The sequence below is a fragment of the Paraburkholderia sp. GAS32 genome (assembly GCF_050434225.1).
In the GTDB taxonomy this organism is placed as follows: Bacteria; Pseudomonadota; Gammaproteobacteria; order Burkholderiales; family Burkholderiaceae; genus Paraburkholderia; species Paraburkholderia madseniana.
In genome coordinates, this window is record NZ_JBNPVS010000014.1 from 117,236 (window position 1) to 134,534 (window position 17,299).

Annotated in this window: 15 protein-coding genes and 3 pseudogenes; 10 read left to right on the forward strand and 8 right to left on the reverse strand. The window is 60.7% G+C overall.

Translation table 11 applies throughout. The annotated features are described in order from the left end of the window. Nucleotides 1-333 precede the first annotated feature (333 nt). The 6 genes and pseudogenes from P3T25_RS18840 to P3T25_RS18865 all read right to left on the reverse strand — a co-directional run. Nucleotides 334-698: pseudogene (locus tag P3T25_RS18840) on the reverse strand (IS6 family transposase); the annotation flags it as partial. Nucleotides 699-1,022: 324 nt separating this feature from the next. Next, nucleotides 1,023-2,312, reverse strand: a complete 1,290-nt coding sequence (locus tag P3T25_RS18845; protein WP_429358646.1) for a chorismate-binding protein — start codon at nt 2,310-2,312, stop codon at nt 1,023-1,025. A 1,265-nt stretch (nt 2,313-3,577) separates the two neighbouring features. Beyond that, the gene (locus P3T25_RS18850) at nt 3,578-3,751 is read right to left on the reverse strand and encodes a hypothetical protein (RefSeq protein ID WP_429358647.1); all 174 of its coding nucleotides are present in this window, start codon (nt 3,749-3,751) and stop codon (nt 3,578-3,580) included. Between the two features lie 479 nt (nt 3,752-4,230). Next, nucleotides 4,231-4,587 (reverse strand): annotated as a pseudogene (locus P3T25_RS18855) (SET domain-containing protein). Nucleotides 4,588-5,364: 777 nt separating this feature from the next. Then, a complete protein-coding gene (locus P3T25_RS18860) occupies nt 5,365-5,634 on the reverse strand; it encodes a DUF1488 family protein (protein WP_429358648.1) in 270 nt (89 codons plus the stop codon). 128 nt (nt 5,635-5,762) lie between these two features. Continuing rightward, nucleotides 5,763-6,938 (reverse strand): tyrosine-type recombinase/integrase, encoded by a 1,176-nt coding sequence (locus tag P3T25_RS18865; RefSeq protein WP_429358649.1) that lies wholly within the window; start codon nt 6,936-6,938, stop codon nt 5,763-5,765. Between the two features lie 167 nt (nt 6,939-7,105). Between P3T25_RS18865 and P3T25_RS18870 the strand changes: the two genes are divergently transcribed. From P3T25_RS18870 to P3T25_RS18880, 3 genes are read left to right on the forward strand one after another with little or no spacing between them, the layout of a single operon-like run. Next, nucleotides 7,106-8,128, forward strand: coding sequence for a DNA-binding protein (locus P3T25_RS18870; RefSeq protein WP_154566565.1), 1,023 nt, complete (start codon nt 7,106-7,108; stop codon nt 8,126-8,128). A 4-nt stretch (nt 8,129-8,132) separates the two neighbouring features. Then, nucleotides 8,133-8,336, forward strand: coding sequence for a hypothetical protein (locus P3T25_RS18875; protein ID WP_074290261.1), 204 nt, complete (start codon nt 8,133-8,135; stop codon nt 8,334-8,336). Between the two features lie 11 nt (nt 8,337-8,347). Beyond that, nucleotides 8,348-9,220, forward strand: a complete 873-nt coding sequence (locus P3T25_RS18880; RefSeq protein WP_429358650.1) for a hypothetical protein — start codon at nt 8,348-8,350, stop codon at nt 9,218-9,220. Nucleotides 9,221-9,332: 112 nt separating this feature from the next. On the opposite strand, the gene P3T25_RS18885 is transcribed toward P3T25_RS18880, so the two are convergent. Next, nucleotides 9,333-10,328: a serine hydrolase gene (locus P3T25_RS18885; protein WP_429358651.1), complete on the reverse strand. Its 996-nt coding sequence runs from the start codon at nt 10,326-10,328 to the stop codon at nt 9,333-9,335. 288 nt (nt 10,329-10,616) lie between these two features. Between P3T25_RS18885 and P3T25_RS18890 the strand changes: the two genes are divergently transcribed. The 7 genes and pseudogenes from P3T25_RS18890 to hsdR form a co-directional block, all read left to right on the forward strand. After that, a complete protein-coding gene (locus P3T25_RS18890) occupies nt 10,617-10,877 on the forward strand; it encodes a hypothetical protein (RefSeq protein WP_429358652.1) in 261 nt (86 codons plus the stop codon). After that, nucleotides 10,870-11,214 (forward strand): hypothetical protein, encoded by a 345-nt coding sequence (locus tag P3T25_RS18895; RefSeq protein WP_429358653.1) that lies wholly within the window; start codon nt 10,870-10,872, stop codon nt 11,212-11,214. Before P3T25_RS18890 ends, P3T25_RS18895 begins: the two co-directional genes overlap by 8 nt. Nucleotides 11,215-11,234: 20 nt before the next feature. Continuing rightward, nucleotides 11,235-12,068 carry a hypothetical protein gene (locus P3T25_RS18900; protein ID WP_429358654.1) on the forward strand — a complete coding sequence of 278 codons (834 nt, stop codon included), beginning with the start codon at nt 11,235-11,237 and terminating at the stop codon, nt 12,066-12,068. A gap of 602 nt (nt 12,069-12,670) precedes the next feature. Further along, nucleotides 12,671-12,979 (forward strand): type II toxin-antitoxin system RelB/DinJ family antitoxin, encoded by a 309-nt coding sequence (locus P3T25_RS18905; RefSeq protein WP_201124230.1) that lies wholly within the window; start codon nt 12,671-12,673, stop codon nt 12,977-12,979. After that, complete coding sequence (locus P3T25_RS18910) at nt 12,976-13,266, forward strand: type II toxin-antitoxin system RelE/ParE family toxin (RefSeq protein WP_429358655.1); 291 nt, start codon at nt 12,976-12,978, stop codon at nt 13,264-13,266. The genes P3T25_RS18905 and P3T25_RS18910 overlap by 4 nt, the downstream gene beginning before the upstream one ends. An 89-nt stretch (nt 13,267-13,355) precedes the next feature. Continuing rightward, a complete protein-coding gene (locus P3T25_RS18915) occupies nt 13,356-14,708 on the forward strand; it encodes a hypothetical protein (RefSeq protein ID WP_429358656.1) in 1,353 nt (450 codons plus the stop codon). 274 nt (nt 14,709-14,982) lie between these two features. Then, nucleotides 14,983-16,509 (forward strand): annotated as a pseudogene (gene hsdR, locus P3T25_RS18920) (EcoAI/FtnUII family type I restriction enzme subunit R); the annotation flags it as partial. 316 nt (nt 16,510-16,825) lie between these two features. Here the strand turns inward: hsdR and P3T25_RS18925 are convergent. Continuing rightward, a complete protein-coding gene (locus tag P3T25_RS18925; protein ID WP_429358657.1) occupies nt 16,826-17,287 on the reverse strand; it encodes a hypothetical protein in 462 nt (153 codons plus the stop codon). Nucleotides 17,288-17,299 lie beyond the last annotated feature (12 nt).

Genomic DNA, 17,299 nt, shown 5'->3' on the forward strand with positions numbered 1-17,299 from the left:
CACGCGGCAATATCCAGACGGTACTGATAATCACGTTGTTAAATGGTGTGCGAGCGAAGGCGTATAACGTGAGTATTTCTGATTTCTGCGCCAAGGCGATCTAGCATTGAATTGCCGGTTATGGTTTGCCACACTTCAAAAGCCTGCGTGCACACCTGCTGCTTCTCTTACGCGTTCACGTTGTGACGGCGGTGCATGAACAGGTTTGCCACCTGATCGTGGACCGCCGTGAATGTCTGATCCGTGCGCATGATGCTCTCTCCTTTGAACAGGACTCGACACGCTGATTTTACGTATCAGTTCGTCGACGTCCCCTGCTCATAGGATCTGTTTGCGGCGGCTCTGCACCAGTACGTCGAGCACCTCACCGTGCTGGTCCACCGCGCGCCACAGCCAGTGCTTGTTGCCGTTGATGGTGACCACCACTTCGTCGAGGTGCCACTTATCGCCTCCGGCTAGCGCGGTAGAGCGGATGCGCCGGGCAATGCCCAGCCGGAAGCTTGCCGACCAGCGCCGCACCGTCTCGTAGGTAAGGTCAATGCCCCGAGCCCCAGCAACTCTTCGACCATGCGCAGGCTCAGCGGAAAACGGTAGTACAGCCACACCGAATAACTGATCACGTCGGGCGGAAATCGGTAGCCGGGACAGCAGAGAGCGTCTTTGGCAGGTGCGATGTATTGGAGAGCAGTTCGTTTCATCCCCCGATTGTCGCTGCATTTCTGCACCATGCCAACAATGTGACAGTACCCGATTAACATCGTGAAAACGCGCCCCTGCATTTTTTCAAGTCACCTCTCGGAGATTGGCGAAATAGCAGCCCACTCAAAAAAGAAAGTCCATTGAAAACTGCTTCACAGGCTGAGACTGACTTTGCTGATCCTAAGCTGAAGGAAACCCGGGCATATGGACCATTTCATTCGAATGTCACTACGGGTGACTGTAACGACCGCTTTCGCGCATCTGTAATAAGCTGTGGAATGTGTCATCAGGTACAGATACACTCCACGAGAAGCCCGTTCCGATCAATCCGATTGCTCAGCGTGGTGCAAGGCTGCAATCAGGAAACTTGCCTTGTTCTTTGCTTCCGCATACTCGTCTTGAGCTATCGAATCGGCAATAATCTTGCCACCAACGCGTAGGTGAGCTACGCCGCGGCATATCCACATGGATCGGATTACAACCGCAATCTCAGCGTTGGCCGCGCCGCGCGTTAGTCCGATGATTCCCCCATAAACTCCGCGAGTCCGCCCTTCGACACGCACACCTAGCCTTAGCGCCTCGCCCCGCGGTCGTCCAGAGACTGCGGCCGGGGGAAATAGTCCGAGCACCGCACCAACCAGGCCGACCTGCGCCTGAACCTGAGCTGACAATACCGTGTAGAGGTGCATGACATGTGAGAAAGCGCGTACCTCCCTGTCGATGATTCGCGTCACCCCGTTCGGGCCAGACAAGCGCACCAGCGATTCAGTCTCTTCATCCACAACGACTGCATGTTCCGCGGCGTCCTTTGGGTTGGACAGCAGATCCTCTCTTGCCAAGGCGTCTATAGCAATGTTCCCCGTTATCGGCCGCGTTCCGGCGTCAGTCTCAAGGTTCACATGGCCGTCCTTGAAGTCCAGGAAACGAAGTGGTGAGCTTCCAATCAGTGCGCGGCCCTCTGTGGTCACGCAATAGCCAAAGGTCGACGGATTGATGCGGATCATTTCCTTGTAGACCTGCAGAGGTGCCGCCCTTGTGGCGCGGCTCATGCCAACGGACAGCACCGCACCAATAATTTGCCCTCGCGATATTGCTTCCTGTATCGCCCTCACACGGGCCTCATATGTGTCGAAGTCTGTATCGATCGCCCATCCTGCGCCCACGTTTTCCTGTCGATCATGGCTTGGGTGTTCCGGCATTGTGGCGACAGCAATTGCCTTTTCCAGCACCTCAAGCGAAACGGAGACGTCCCCACTCGACTTGTGACGCACAGTGCCTGCTTCGTGATCAATCTCCAGATACTCGGCCACTTGAAAGACCGCGAAGGCGGGGAAGTCGTCCGCTCGGTCTAAGGTAGCGGTCGACTCATGCCCGCAGATAATCAGATTGAGTAGCTCCGAGTCGTGAGCGGCGGCGGCTAGAGCTGCCTCAAAAGTCTGCTGGAAGCTTTCGCCTGACACCGGTCGCCAGCGGAGCCCCACGATACTTACGCTGCGCTGCCGGGTGGTGGGGGAAAAGCGCTCAAAGACCAGGCAGTCGTCTGGTGACAAGCTGTGTGCAAGGCTCGCTGCATCTAGGGCATCGGCCCCGAACTTAATGATCCGTTGATTCACCTGCATACTCCTCTGATTGCATGACAACGGTTAACCATCGCAATAGGGGACATCTCGCGCGATGCGACCGGTCAATGCTCGCGGCTTCAATCCAGCAGTGCTCCATCCCAGTCCTACCAGGGCTCCCGCTATTCGACGCGACACATAACGGGAGCATCCCTTCGCGTGGCTATCTCTGTGTTTCGGCCGACAGTTTGTTACAAGGGAACCCTCAGAGCGATGAGTTGCGATCGAGGGGATCACACTTAGCCGATTGGTCACCGGACGAACGCAGAGATTGAAGTCGCGGATCCCGGTGACTATTGCATCAACAATTGCTTCGCCAGCGGCGGATACCCGTAGGGTTAATGCCGTATGCGCACATTGGCAAACACCCTGAGGTTCACACCCTCTCCGGTCGACTGCGGTGACGTTCGGCGTCCCGTTTCCCCAAAAGATACCTGACCGCGGATGACGCTTTTGGGGAAATTATCCCCGAGATGAAATCACCGAAATACCATCAAACTAGAAATTCAGAACGCGGAATCTGGAAAGTATGGTTGACGTCAGGAAATTGCTTGTGTTCAGCCGGTTCGCCGCTGTGCCCGGCGCGCTTTCCGGCTTGGTTAGCTTTGGTCTGGAGGCGAAGTTAAAGCCGGCACTGATGGCGTTAAGAAGGATGATGAGGCGCCGGTACGTCCCGACCTCGTCAGAAGCGCTTTCAACACTCCGAGCTTGATCGGAAGGAGAAGACCGGCTGATGGTGCAGACGCAGTCGAAGCTCCTGATTCTCGAGAGGCACAAGAGGATACGAAAGATTTGCGTCGCTACATCCTCAAGAGCTTCCGGTGCTGAGATGTGGAAACAAACGTCCACACAATTGACCGCTACGTTTGGAAATATCAGGCAGTTCCCGCAGCGCGGTTACGTTCCGGCGGAGTTTTCAGATTTCGGCGGCCTGAACTTCCGGGAAGCGTTGAGCGGCCGGAACCGGGTTATATTTGAGGTGCGAGACGGCACAATTTACATTCACTGTGTCGCCGATACGCGTCGCGGGCGGCAAATGTAGAAATTGAAGTAAAAACCTCATGGTGACCAGCGATCATGGCACCGGGCAACGGCTGAATCATAACGTCGTTGGCAATCGATGGGCTTGTGACTTCTGGTACATTTATCGCTGCGCGGCGCAGTACAAATACAAAGACCGCGAATGATATCGTCAAGCTACGTCGTGGAAGTTCTTGATCGCGCGCCCGCTGTTTTGCCGGACGGACGCGCCGTGATTTTCATGCTGTCAATCCGCGGGCGCGAGGTCGACGGCGCAATTGCGCGTGACGCACGGTCAAGCCCAGAGGTTCGGCCGCGCGACCAGGCTTGAGGCCCATGTCGACAATGGCCTGGATGACCTTCAGACGGTCGAGTTCTCGCATGTTCAATGTCACCAGTACAGCTGGATGCATGGCCGGCTCCGTAGTCCCGCGGGGAACCGGCCAGCATACCGAGGCCAAAACACGACATTTCTAAATGGCTAGAACACGACATTTCTATAAAGCTACTACAACAAAAGTGTTGATAAATTCTTCTATGTAAAATGCCTTGGATAACGAACGATAGTATTCCAAAGTTGATTTGCATAAATCTGTACCTGTAATTTCGGACACGGTAATGCGCGGACATTAACGAAAGAACAAGTCCAACACCGCGTGTTGTGAGCAAACCTGTTCCGTCGAGGCGGAACGCACACGATTTCATATCCCGCGCGGTGGCAGCTTCGCGCACTCCGGTGAGCCTCGAGCTTGGCGTCTCTGATACTGGGAACAGTCTTACGCTGAGAACAGGATTGTTTTTTTTGCAAACGAACGAAGGCGTTGCTACAGATGCGCTTGTGGGTCACGCTATTAAGAACAGTTTTCTTATCTTGAGAGAAGGAGGCATGGGCTCAGTCTTTCTGCTCTACGTGTGATCGGCTCCAGTTTGGAGCACCGCAATGGCACGCTTACTGGGTCGTATGTCATCGGTGATATCGCCTTCGATCGCAAGTCCGTAACCAATCAAAAGCTCCTCACCGGGATCGACGGCGGCGAGTGCATGAATGACCCGATCGCCCACTTCGATTGCCTCGCAGCTGGGAGAACATGCGTGATTCAGAAAGCGGGCACTGTTGCCACCGCGGCTGCCATCGATCATACGTCCGTTGGACAGCTCGAACACAAACGTGTGCTCAGCCCGCGGATCGCTGGCGGGCTGTTGCCCGCCGCCAGCGGGTCACTTCGCCCCTGTACTCAATGTCAGTCAGTCATCGCGATTCGCGTGTCGATGCGATGCATATCGCCGTACACACGAGCATTCAACGGGCGTCTAGCTCAATCATTGCGCAACTAACGGTCAGGCTCATTCGCATACCTACCCAGCTTCGCCAACAATCAGTCGACAGGAAGGGGGGTCGCCGGTCATAGGGTCCATTTCACGTAGGACCTGGCTCGTGGAGACAGCACTGTGAAGCCTCTTTCCGCTTACCTCACCGGTTGCCTTTTGTTGCACACGTGCGAGGGGAGTGTCCCGTCCGCGATTCGCCGACGTTTGATCAATGGGGCGCAGATATGGATAAACAGGAGTTCATCGATCCCGTCGCGCCGCAGGCGGGCGAAAGCAGGTCCCGCACCGGTGCTGCCATCGAAGCGATCGTTGAGGCGGTGACGGCCTTTATGCCGTGACAGATGCCGTGACAGATGCAGTGACGCGCGGCGATGCGGTGCAGATGATCGGCTCCGAACCGTTTTCGACAGGAGCGTGCCGAACGCAGGTGGCACCATCCGTGGACGGGCGAGACCGTCACGATCCCAGCGGCTAAAAAAACTTTAAATTACCGCCGGCAACGCATTCGAGGACATCGTGAATGCTGTTCGAGCAGTCTGTGCGCGCACTGCCAGTCAGGCTTCCGGGTCAATGCGACCCCCGGCTTCGCCGCATGACCAGGTTGACGGAGCAAAAACCTTCGCGTCGGTTGTCGGTGGGTTGACGCAGCAGTGGACGCCACGGGGAACGGTCTGGTGCCGTTGCCGGTAGCCTGCAGTCAGGGACGCGCAAAATCGTCTGGCGTCAGTTCGAGACGCGCTGCCGGATGGGCGAGCAGCTTGCGTTCAGCGATCGCCCGGATGCGACCATACCCGTCCCGGAAGGTCTTCACAATCCGGGCCTCACTGGCCGCTGGCTCAAGCCAGAAATGGATCTCCAGCGTCGCGATCGTGATCATGCATTCGACCGTGCTGTTCTGGCGTACGAGACCAAACGCCACGCCGCGGCGGTTGGCGAGCACTCGTGGTTCAACTTCAACGGTTTCCATGGGCGGTCAGGGGGGGGCAACGCTATCGGGCGCGTCGACAAGATTCTTGCATGCGCGACGCAGTTTGAGTATCGGGCTTGTTCATGGGCGTCAGTGCGAGGCGTTGGCTGCCCCCTGGGCGATCCGTCTCACCAGTCGATACGGTGCTTTTCCTCAGTCTCCCGGTGACGCTGTTCATCGGGCGTGTGCAGGTAGGGGTTCGTGCTCGTCAGTGAGGCGTGACGAAGATTGTCGCGCACCGTACGCAGATCGGTGCCGCCGTCGGCCATGTGGGAGCCTGCGGTGTGGCGCAACCAGTGTGCGGAGGCTTGATCGAGCAGATCGGCCTGTCCGTTGAACCCGTCGCCGCGCAACCGGAGCCGTTCGGCCGCGCCGGCAAAGATGCCCTTGACGATCGTGTGCAGCGCGGCGCGCGTGAGCGGTTTCATCGATCTGCCCAGCGGCAGCACGAGCGGCGTGTCCTCGTGCCGGGAGGGCAGGACGGACAGGCCGCGCTCGCGCCGGTAGCGCCCGAGTTCGACCATCATTTCCGCGGAGGCTGGCACGAGCCCCTCCTTGTCGCCCTTGCCGAGCACCTCGAGCCACCAGCGCTCGTGACCATCTGTGTCGCGCCGGCAGAAGAAGCATCCCATTGTGTTGCCGCTGACCTCGGAGATGCGCAGACCGCCGAGATAGAACAGCGTGAACAGCCACCGTGCGCGCAGGTAACGCTCGCGCTCGCGTGGGGTGTCCTTCGGCAGACTGTCGATGTGGAGCTTCACTTCCTGCCACAGCTCGCGGTCGAGATAGCGCGTGATGCGCGGCTTCGTGCGGCGGGTGCGCTGACGGGACAGCGACAGCGGGTTGCCAGCCAGATAGCCGGCTTCGACCAGCCACGCAAACAGCGCGTTGATGATCACCATGGCCTGACGCTGGCTGCTTGCTGCGAGCGCGCCGTAGAAGGGACGCCAGCGCGGGTCATGACGCGGGAATTTGCGGCCGCCTTCCGCGACCCAGCGTGCGCGCGGCTGTGGGTCCTGCAGGAATTGCCGGAACAGTTGCAGGTCTTCGTGCGTCAGCGACGACAACGGTTTGCCCAGCTGCATGATCGCCCATAGCAGCAGCCGTTCGGCCTCCTTGCGGTAATTCTCGAAGGTGGTCTTTTTGTCGGCAACCCGCCCGAGCCACGCGCGGACCGCATTCAGGTCGTCGCTGGCTGCGATCTGCGCGTGGCCGCGCGCCCGGTTGGTGCCGTCGCGGCCATCGAGGTCGGCGGGCGGTGCGAGCACGTCGAGTGGGCGCGGCGCGAGCAGGACGGTTTTCATGGGCGATGGAGGGGACTCGGGGCGGGCTGTGGTGTCACGCAACGAGTATCGCACAGGCGATAGCAAATTCCAACATTATAGGATTAATGTCAAAATTATAGCTACAGATGATAGAAATTTAACGGTTTACGTTATATTATTTTGTCAAATGACCGAGATCGATCCCGATGTCCGACGCATTGCCCGACGAAACCCGCCTCGCCGCCGAAATCGACCGGCTGAAGGCCGCATTCCCGAAGACCCGCGAGCTGTACCGCGAGGTCTGCGCGCTGCTGTTCTTCCGCTTCGGCATTACGCCGACCGCGAACCGGCTCTACCAGCTGGTGAAGCGCGGCAGCATGAGCACGCCGACGCAGGTGCTGGGCGAGTTCTGGGCCGAACTGCGCGAAAAGAGCCGCGTGCGGATCGACCACCCGGACCTGCCGGCCGACCTGCAGGCCGCCGCCGGCGAACTGGTCGCGACGCTGTGGACGCGCTCGACCGCATCGGCGCAGGCGGCACTGGAGGCGCTGCGGGTCGAAGCCGAGGCAGAGAAGGTCACCGCGCAGAACACTGTCACGTCGATGCAGGGCGAACTGGGCCGGACCGAAACCGCGCTCGAGCAGCGCACCAGCGCGCTGCTCGCCGCCCAGGTCCGGATCCAGGAACTTGAGCAAGGGCAGGCCGCAAGTGAGGCCACGCGTCGTGCACTCGAAGCGGAAATCACGCGGCTGCAGGACGAAAACGCCGCGCGCGACCTGGCGCTGGTGCAGGCGAGGACGGATTTCTCGGAGGAGCTCGAGAAGCTGCGGGCCAGCGCCGGACTGGCGGAGGAGCGACTACGGGTGACCGAGAAGCGGGCGCTGCTCGAGATCGAGCGTGAGCGGGTTGCCGGCGCGCGACTCCAGAAGGAACTCGACGCCGCGACGCGCCGCACGGAGCAGGGCGAGGCACGCCACCGCAGCGAGCTGCAGGCCGTGCAGGCGCAACTTGCCGATGCGCGGCACCAGGCTGGTGTCCTCGAGGGTAGCCTGGTGGCCGTGCGAGACGCAAACGCCGGTTATGCGCGTGAGCTCGGGTTGCTGCGACAGCAGATGACGGGGACGGTCGCCCCGCGCAGCTCAGGTCGCAGGGGTGGGGCTGTCACGGTAACCGCCCGCAAGCAGCCTCGTGCGGCCCGCAAAGCGGGATCGGCGAAGAAGCCGGGATAAGCGCATGAACCCGACCGCCCGGAAAAGGAAGAAGGCCGTCTGTCCACCGATCGGCGCCCTGATGCGGTATCGCGATCGCATCGTGCGTGTGATCGCTGAAGCGAGCGGTCAACGCGCGGTGATCGAATCGGTCGACGTCAATGGCCGGTCGTTCCGCAGCGTGGTGAAATGGGCTAATCTGGCCGGTCTGAACGATCAACTCTTCTGACGCTGACCATCATGCAGCTCGACATCTTCGCCGACAGCCGCGACGTCATGCTCCGCAACGATGTGGTGGATGCCCTCCACCGTCGCGATGCAGTCTCTGCCCGGCAGGCCTTGAAGAGACTGGCAGGCGAATTCCCCGATGACGACACCCTGGCGGGGCTGGCGACATTGATCGATGTGCTCGACAGCGATGTCGCCACGTCGTTCGCCGATCATCCGGCGCTGGCTGCCGCCTGTGGCCACCTCAATGATGAGGTTGAACCGGCGGCGCGGCGGTTACTGGGCGACGCGCCCGGACGGGCGTGGGCGGCGTCATGCTGGCGGACGGTCGCGCAGCAGGCCGCGGCCCTGCCGTTTCGCGCTGACGTCAGTGACCTTCACGCGGCGCCGCTCTGGCTGCGCGCGGGCGATTGGGATGAGGCAAGACGGGCCGTCGAGCGGATCGAGTCGTGGCGCCGGATCCCGGCGCCGCTGACGTGGATGGCAGAGGTGCGACATCGCGCGGATGGCCTGGAGTCTGCGTTGCCGTTGCTCACCGAACTCGCCTGGCTGTCACCTGGCCGCCTGGCTGGACTGTTGCACCGGCTCGCCGACGCGTCAATCGACACGTTGCGCAGAAAGTTCGACGCGAATTTCGAGGGTGCAGGGCAGACAGCGGATCTCGCGTGGTTCCCCGCGTGGGTGCTGATCGAAAAGCCAGGGCTGGCACCGCTGCTGCGTGAAGCGCAGCCGTCGCGCCAGACGGCGCCGGAGCGGGCGACGCGGCTGCTGCTGCAGATCCTCAGCCTCGAGCGGCAGGGCAACCAGCATGAACTGGTCGAACGGCGCAAGGCACTGCGCGATCTGCATGCCGGACTGTATGCGGCGTACATGAAGACCCGGTGAGCGAGGCGTCGTGGAGCGCAGGTTTCCTCCATTTACTTCCGGAGCGCGACCCGCTTTACTTCATTGGACGACAGAAAAACGCTTAAACCGTTCCCGTCGCAGCGCGCGACATCTACTGGACCCAGGCGCCTGGCGACGCACGGCGGTGCCGCGTGCCAGTATCGAGCCTGATATCCGGCCGACGCGCACCTGAAACGGATCCTGTCCGATACGCTGCGAGCGTCGCCTTGACGCGATGCGCTTGGGCGACCATTTGATGATGATGGTGATGCTGCGTGCCCGCGTAGTACTGGCGTGGCATGACAACGGGCGTTGCGTCGCCGTCCAGCCAGCGGCGAATCGCGACCAGATCCGCCGAACGCGCCCTCGAAGATCGCGCGCCGAGGAGCGCAATAATCACCTGACCATTCGGCATGTTGGCGTCGACCACGACGCAGCGTCCTGCCTCGTCGGTATAACCGGTCTTCGCGAGCTGGACGTCCCAGTCCCGCCAATCGACTACCGGGTCGGTGTTCCGGTAGAACCTCGTTCTGCTGCCGACCGCCTCCTCGTATTGCGGGAGTGTCGTGAAGTCGCCGATCAACGGATAGTGCGACGCGGCTTCCGCCATCTTCACGACGTCACGCGCGGTAGAGAGATTGTCTGGTGACAGCCCCGTCGGATCGTCGAAGTGCGTGGCGGCCATCTGCAGCGCGCGTGCCTTGTCGTTCATCTTGCGGATGAAGGCAGGCTGACCGCCCGGAAAGGCGCGCGAGAGCGCGGAGGCCGCGCGGTTCTCGGACGACATCAGCGCAAGGCGCAGCATCTCCTCGCGTGCGAGCGCAGCACCGACCGGGATACGTGAGCCCGAATGTTTAAGGCGATCGATATCGGCATCGTCGATCGTCAGTGTTTCTCCGAAGGCCTGCGCTTCGTCCAGCACGACCATCGCCGTCATCAGCTTGGTGAGCGATGCGACGGGTTCAGCTTCGTCAGGATTCTTTTCCAGCAGGACTTCGCTGCGCCCGACGTCGTACACGATCGCGCTGCGGGAATAGAGGAGCGGCGTCCCGGCGGACGTCACGAGCGGTGCTGCGGCGAGAAGCAGCACGCTGGCGAGTTTCTTCATGTCAATCACACCCTGGGACTGCAATCAGGCGAACAGGCGATTACGGTCCAACGTTCAGGATCGTCCCTGGCAATTAAACTGTAGTTGCTAACTGCAGGAATGAGTGTGTGAAGGAGGACAGATTCCGTGCGCAAGAAATTCGCCCTCCGATCTCCGTTCCGGCAGTATCACTTTGTACTGCGCTGACTCGATCGCGTATGCGGAACCGTACAGCCGCACCTCAGCGGCGAACAGAAATTGCCTGGCAAAGGTACGGCGGGGGCCTTGCGCTCGGAGGCGCCGTTGATTATGGGCTCGATCCGCCTGGATGGTTTGTTGAATGTAGTAGCGCAATATCAGCTCGCTTCGAAACCCCTGAACATTCTGGCGGTAATGTCCACTAGTGAAAAGTGCAGTAATAAATACGATGGTAAAAATAACGCTGGCTATGGCAGAATCGGCGGCATCAAGGGACCACACGGAGCGGGCAGGCGGATGGACGGGCAGATCAGGGCGATGCGTGACGAGACGAGGACCGCGGCGACGGCAGGGCGGGGCGCCCATGGCTGACACGTTCGAACTGGTGGCGCTGGGACTGCCGGCCGGGTTCGCGCCGGATGCTCTGCCTGACGCGGTGAAGCGGCTGGTGGCTGAATGCTGGCCGGGGATGAGCCGCGCGCAGCTGGTCGCGCGCGCCCGCCGTCGTGCCCTTCAGCCGTCCCTCGGAGCGCACGGCGCGACGGCGCCGGGTGACACCGGCCTTTTCAGCCTGACGCTGCTGGCCGATGGCATGGCCGTCCGGCTCATCGCGCATCTGCGGCGCGTGAAGCGGCGGCGCCAGTCGGCGCGTCCGGTGAAGGCGTCGAAACCGCCCGCGCGCGATCCGCGGCAGGGCGATCTTTTCTGACGGAGCCTGAGGAGCTGAAAATGGGCCGACCCCGGATTGCATGGAACGATGCGCAGCTGCTCGCGATCATGAATGGCATCGCGGCGATCGACCGGGATTTCCCGCGCGACAACGCGCGCTTTCTGGATGGACTGATTGCGGAAGTCCGGGCGATTACCGGGCGCGTGTTCGGTGCCACCACCTACAGCCGGCTGCTGCGCGATGTCGCGCCACAGGTTGGCGTCCAGCGCCATCCGAGTGCCCCGACGGTCCAGCAGGCGATCCTGCGCGCGCAGGCGCTGGCGCCGATGCCGCAGCCGGGCAGTGCGGAGAACCGGCCGGCCGATCTCGAGCTGATGCGACAGGCGCTCGCCCCGGTGGTGCGCGAGGCGCTCGCGCCGCTGTACGCGTCGCAGCGCGAGAGTGTGCTCCAGCAGGCGAGCGGTACGGCCCAAGATCGTGGTGACTCGAACGCAATGGCGCAGCAGCCACTGCTGCAGGCGGCGCTGGAAGATGCGCATGCGCGGATCCGGCGTCTTGAGCAGGACAATGCGCAGCTGCACCGCGAGCTCGGCGAGGCACATGCGGCGCGGGATCTGGCCGGGGAACACGTGAACCGGCTGCTTGGTGACCTGTTCGCGTCGATCGAGCGCGCCGGCGTCGGCTCGAAGACGCTTGCGCAGACGGCCGCGCAGCTGGCCGGGACCGAGCGGTTTCTCAAGATGCAGAACGATGCAGTGCGGCTGCAGGCGGGCGGGGAGGCGGACGCGCTGCGCACGCAGAATGGCCAGCTGCGCGAGCGGATCGACCATCTGCTGCTGGAAGTCGATCAGTACCGGCGCACCCTGTCGACCCGCCCGCCCGGGAGTCGCTGAGCGCGCGGCACGCCGGCGCGGTTCGCCGCCCATCGGGCCGGTGCGCGGGTTCCAACCGGAGGTGCCGGTTCGTGATTACTCCAGTTATCAGATCTGGTGATTTTTCTGCACGGCGCTTTCCGGTCGTCGCCGGCAACCCGGGACCTTGCGGGCAAGGGCAGGGCGCCGGGGCCGCGCTGACGTCGGCCAGCGTCAGGTTTGCCTTGGGTTTGCCTGTGAGCCGCGCGATGCGGTAGGGTGACTCGGGGTGCCGTCAGGATTCGGATTTTTGCGTACGCCAGAGGTCCGCAGAGCACGGTCCCATAAGGCTGGGCGCAAGCTCTGCTTTCAGAAATTCGGTCGAGAGTCGTCGCCCACGTCAAAGTCATTGATTCGATTGATTGTGCGGCGCAGCTAACTTACGTTCTCGTCCGAATACTGTGTCCACCCCTGACTGCACGCATCGCGCTCGATTTTGATGAGCTGCTCGAACGTGGATCGCCAGGCGCCGGTGAGGCGTGATGTGTCACGATTGACCGTCCCCGTTTTGTGAATAGTGATACCCATTGTAATTCAAATGAATTACAATGTGGAATCTGGAGCTACACGTAGGAGTAATCGTCATGGCTGCGACTGCATTAGTGCAAACACGCATCGACCCCGCGCTGAAAGAGCGCGCGGCTGCGGTGCTCGACAACATGGGACTGACTGTCTCGGATGCCGTGCGAATCCTCCTGACGCGCGTTGCCAACGAAGGTGCGTTGCCGTTCGCCTTTGCGACCGACCCGGCCGTACATGACGCCTGGTTCCGCGCGAAGGTGCAGGAAGCATTGGACGACCCGCGCCCCGCTACCTCGGACGATGAAGTCGAAGCTCATTTCGCCAAGCGTCGCGCCGCGGCCCTTCGCAAAGCCGGCGAAGGTGACGCGTGAGGCTTGAATGGTCCGCTTTCGCAATAGAGGATCGCGACGCGATTTTTGACTACATCGAAGAGGACAGTCCATATGCGGCCGTCGTCGTGGATGATCGGATCCGTGTGCAAGTCAGGCAGCTACTGCAGTTTCCCGAGACTGGCCGTCCGGGGCGCATCGAAGGTACTCGCGAACTGGTCATAAGCCGAACACCGTATGTCGCGGCCTATCGGATCACGGGGGAAACAGTGCGCATCCTGCGGGTGTTGCACGGGGCGCGGCTATGGCCCGATGAAATGTTGGATTAACCATGTTCGCTGGGTAATCATTCATGGCCGACGGCGAGCTGCTACAGCAGCTCGTACATTGGTCCTTTTTGGGGCGAAGGAATTTCTCGATGCCAGACGCAGCCGGTGCCGTGGGTCCCATTCTGACCGCTTTGCGGGCGCTTCCGGTTTGGGTGCTTGGAGGCTTGGCTGTCGCCGGCTATGCCGTGCTGTTTCTTCCAGCCTTCGGCGCGATCACACCGGTAGCTTTGGATGCTTTCAGGGCGAATTGGGGCGTATGGGCCTGGGTTGAGGCAGTGGCGTTTTCGACCTTGGCGATCGGGCGTGCGATCGACTCGGGCGTTACCAGCTATCGACTGCGCCGCCACACCGCTCGCGGCCGGAAGGCTTTGGTTTTGGTTCCGCGCCTCCATCCATGGTGGTATCTTGCGAAACAGCAAGACGACAGCTACGCGTCGCAGATTTCACTTCGCGTCGATGCGTCCAATCTAACCGATCAGCCAGTTCGAATTCTCAGCGTGAAGCTGATCCGGCCGCGGCACCGCGACGAAGTCGTAAACGCGTACGTTATGCTCCCAATGGAAGGCAGTCCTTATCATAGTCCGAGACACCCGGTACCGGCGAATGGGGCTGCCGAAGCGTCAGTGCATATCATGGTCCGCGGTTCGTTAGGCCGACAGGGCAAACCCATCCGGGTGACGATCGGTCTCACTGATCAATCGGGCGAGGAATACCGTCTGAAAGGTATCCGCATCCCTTCAAGAAATCAGCCGTTGCCGCCGGTGCCATGGCGAGAGCGCATTGCTGCAGCCACACAAAAGCTCAAGCATTTCTTCGGTGACAAGGATCTTGGGCCTGTTCCGCCGGCGATCTGGCAGCACGAGGGTAGATTTCAGGACGTCGATCTGATCTTGGCGGAGGAAAGGCGCAATTATGCCGCCAACGGAAGGACTCGCGGCGGTCTCGGAAGCCTCAACGTGACGCTGCAGAGCGAACCTAATCATGGATGGACGCGCGAGGGAGCAGTACCGCGGCTGCTGTGGGAGCGGGAAGAAGGACAGCCGGCTGTCGATTCCCCTAATTTCTCCCGCCTGATGCGGCTGTATGCTGCGTTCGACGACGCGGCTAAAGGCGACTTTGAAGACTACCTTCTGAGCCACCTGAATAAACTGTCGGTCTATGCAGATGTGGCTTACTTCGTCTTCCTTGCGCTCCACCGCATGGGGCGCACTGTCGACGGCGTGGCCGCTGCGCAGGCGAATTTGGCCGGCGACAAGGTCTTCGGTTATAGCAACCTGCTTGGGATGCTTTCCGCCGTCGTCTCGCGCGAACATTTCGACACCGATCCTGCGTTATACCCGCCGATCGCTGGCCTGCTGGCAAATCATCCGGAACACAATTTTCGCCTGGTCGAAAAGATGAACCTGGCTCGCTTGCAGCATGTCGACGCGAGACAGGCTTAGCTTTCGGCTGCCGTGAAGCGCGATAAAGTTGTCACCGGCGGGATGCCATGTGGGTGTCAATTGTGGTAGCACATTCGAACTAACGGTTTGTGGGATAACCCAGTACAAATTGGGAACGAAGGTAAACTGGCTGGCAACTGATCCAGGAGACCTGTCGCACCCTCCATGACCGGATGCGAATCATGCCTGAGTTGTTCGAAGGTCGGCACCTTGATCGGGATGCGATCGTTCTGTATGCAAGACGGTAGCGCAGCCCCCATAAAACCTGACAAGAATGAACAAGAAATCACTTTCTGAGCGCGACATCTGCAGCAAGTTCATTTCACCCGCGCTGACCGGCGCGGGCTGGGATCTGAACACCCAGCTGCTCGAAGAAGTGGCGCTGACCAGCGGTCGGGTCGTGGTGCGGGGCAACAGGGCGAAGCGCGACGAAAAGACCATCCGGCGCGCGGACTACGTGCTGTACTTCAAGCCCGGCATCCCGCTCGCGATCGTGGAAGCGAAGGACAACAACCATACGGTGCGGGACGGCATTCAGCAAGCGCTTGCCTATGCCGACATGCTCGACGTCCCGTTCGCCTTTTCGAGCAACGGGGACGGCTTCATCTGGCATGACAGGACCCTGCATGACGGCGTGCTTGAACGCGAGATCGCGATGGACCAGTTTCCGTCGCCGGCGGACCTGTGGCAGCGCTATCTCGCGTGGAAGGGCATCGGCCCGGAGGCGGAGCCGGTCTATGCGCAGGACTACTACCCCGGCAAGCCGGCGCGCTATTACCAGCTGAACGCGGTGAACCGCGCGATCGAGGCGGTCACGAAGGGGCAGTCGCGGATCCTGCTGGTGATGGCAACGGGCACCGGCAAGACCTATACGGCGTTCCAGATCATCTGGCGGCTGTGGAAGGCGCGGACGGCGAAGCGCATCCTGTTCCTGGCCGACCGCAACATCCTGGTGGACCAGACCAAGACCAATGACTTCAAGCCGTTCGCCGGCGCGATGACCAAGATCGAAAATCGTGAGGTCGACAAATCCTACGAGATCTACCTGTCGCTGTATCAGGCCGTGACGGGCACGGAAGAAACGCAGAACATTTACCGCCAGTTCAGCCGCGATTTCTTCGACCTCGTGGTGATCGACGAATGCCATCGCGGCAGTGCGGCCGAGGATTCGGCCTGGCGCGAGATCCTCGACTATTTCAGCTCGGCGACCCATCTCGGGCTGACCGCGACGCCAAAGGAAACCGCCGACGTGTCGAACATCACCTACTTCGGTGAGCCGGTCTATACGTATTCGTTGCGGCAAGGCATCGAGGACGGCTTTCTGGCGCCGTACAAGGTGATCCGGGTCGATCTCGACAAGGACCTGGGCTGGCGGCCCACAGCCGGGATGGTCGACAGGCTGGGGCAACTGGTTGAAGACCGGATCTACAACCAGTCCGACATGAACCGGTCGCTGGTGCTGACGCGCCGCGACGAAGCGGTCGCGAAACGCATCACCGAATTCCTGCGTGCGACCGACCGGATGGCGAAGACCATCGTGTTCTGCGAGGACATCGACCACGCGGCCCGGATGCGCCAGGCGCTGATCAACGCGAACCCCGACCTGGCGGGCGCCAATCCGAAGTACGTGATGCAGATCACCGGCGACAACCTGGAAGGCAAGCTTGAGCTCGACAACTTCATCAATCCCCGCAAAGACTATCCGGTGATTGCCACCACGTCGCGCCTGATGACGACCGGTGTCGATGCGAAGACCTGCAAGCTCGTCGTACTCGATCGTACGATCCTCAAACTCTTCGAGCGAGGTGCATTCCATTTCTTCGAGTTCTGCATCCGAAACTTCAATCCTGATAATCACGCATCTCTCCTTTACGCCGGACGCACCGGCTTTTCCTACTCGTGGTCCCGAAGGTCGGACAAAGACTCTTCCAAGGTCTCTGCAGCATCGAAGTGCAGTTGCACAACCACTTCATTCAGTGGATCGCCATTAGGCATCTTGCGCGATTCAGCCGAGTCGCGAAGGACGTTGATCGCCGCCCGAAGCGCGAATGCTACTGTCAACGTAGACATGGTTTGTTTTTCCCTGTTTCACGACCCGACGTCTGAAGCATCTTTTCCTATATCTCATCGAGTGCCAGGCTCGGCCTGAATTGCTCGACCAGTTGCTCATGCAGGTTCCGTAGTGCGGCGGAAGCAGAAAGCACCGCTGCTTCCGCCGCAGGTCGCTCGTGTTCGGTCTGTGGCCCGATGCGCCTGTGGATGCGTACCGCAGCGCAATACTCGTTCACCGCCGTCTGCACTGAGTCGAGATACTGACGCAGCGCTATGCCGAACAAAAACTGCGCGTCCATTTTTCGCCTCAGAAATTCGGCTAGTCGTACCTCTTGTTCGTCATCACTGCCGTTCATGTGAGAAACGAGAACGTCGTTGGCTGCCGCATAAACCGCCCATCGACGATCAAACAAGGCATGCTTCAAATTTCGATGAGCGATCTGCCATTGTTGGAAAGCGACGGCTACGCCTGCAGCCGCAATTATGGGCGTCACTATGCCGAAAAGTGCCTGAAGCCAAATGGGCATCGTCTTTTCCCT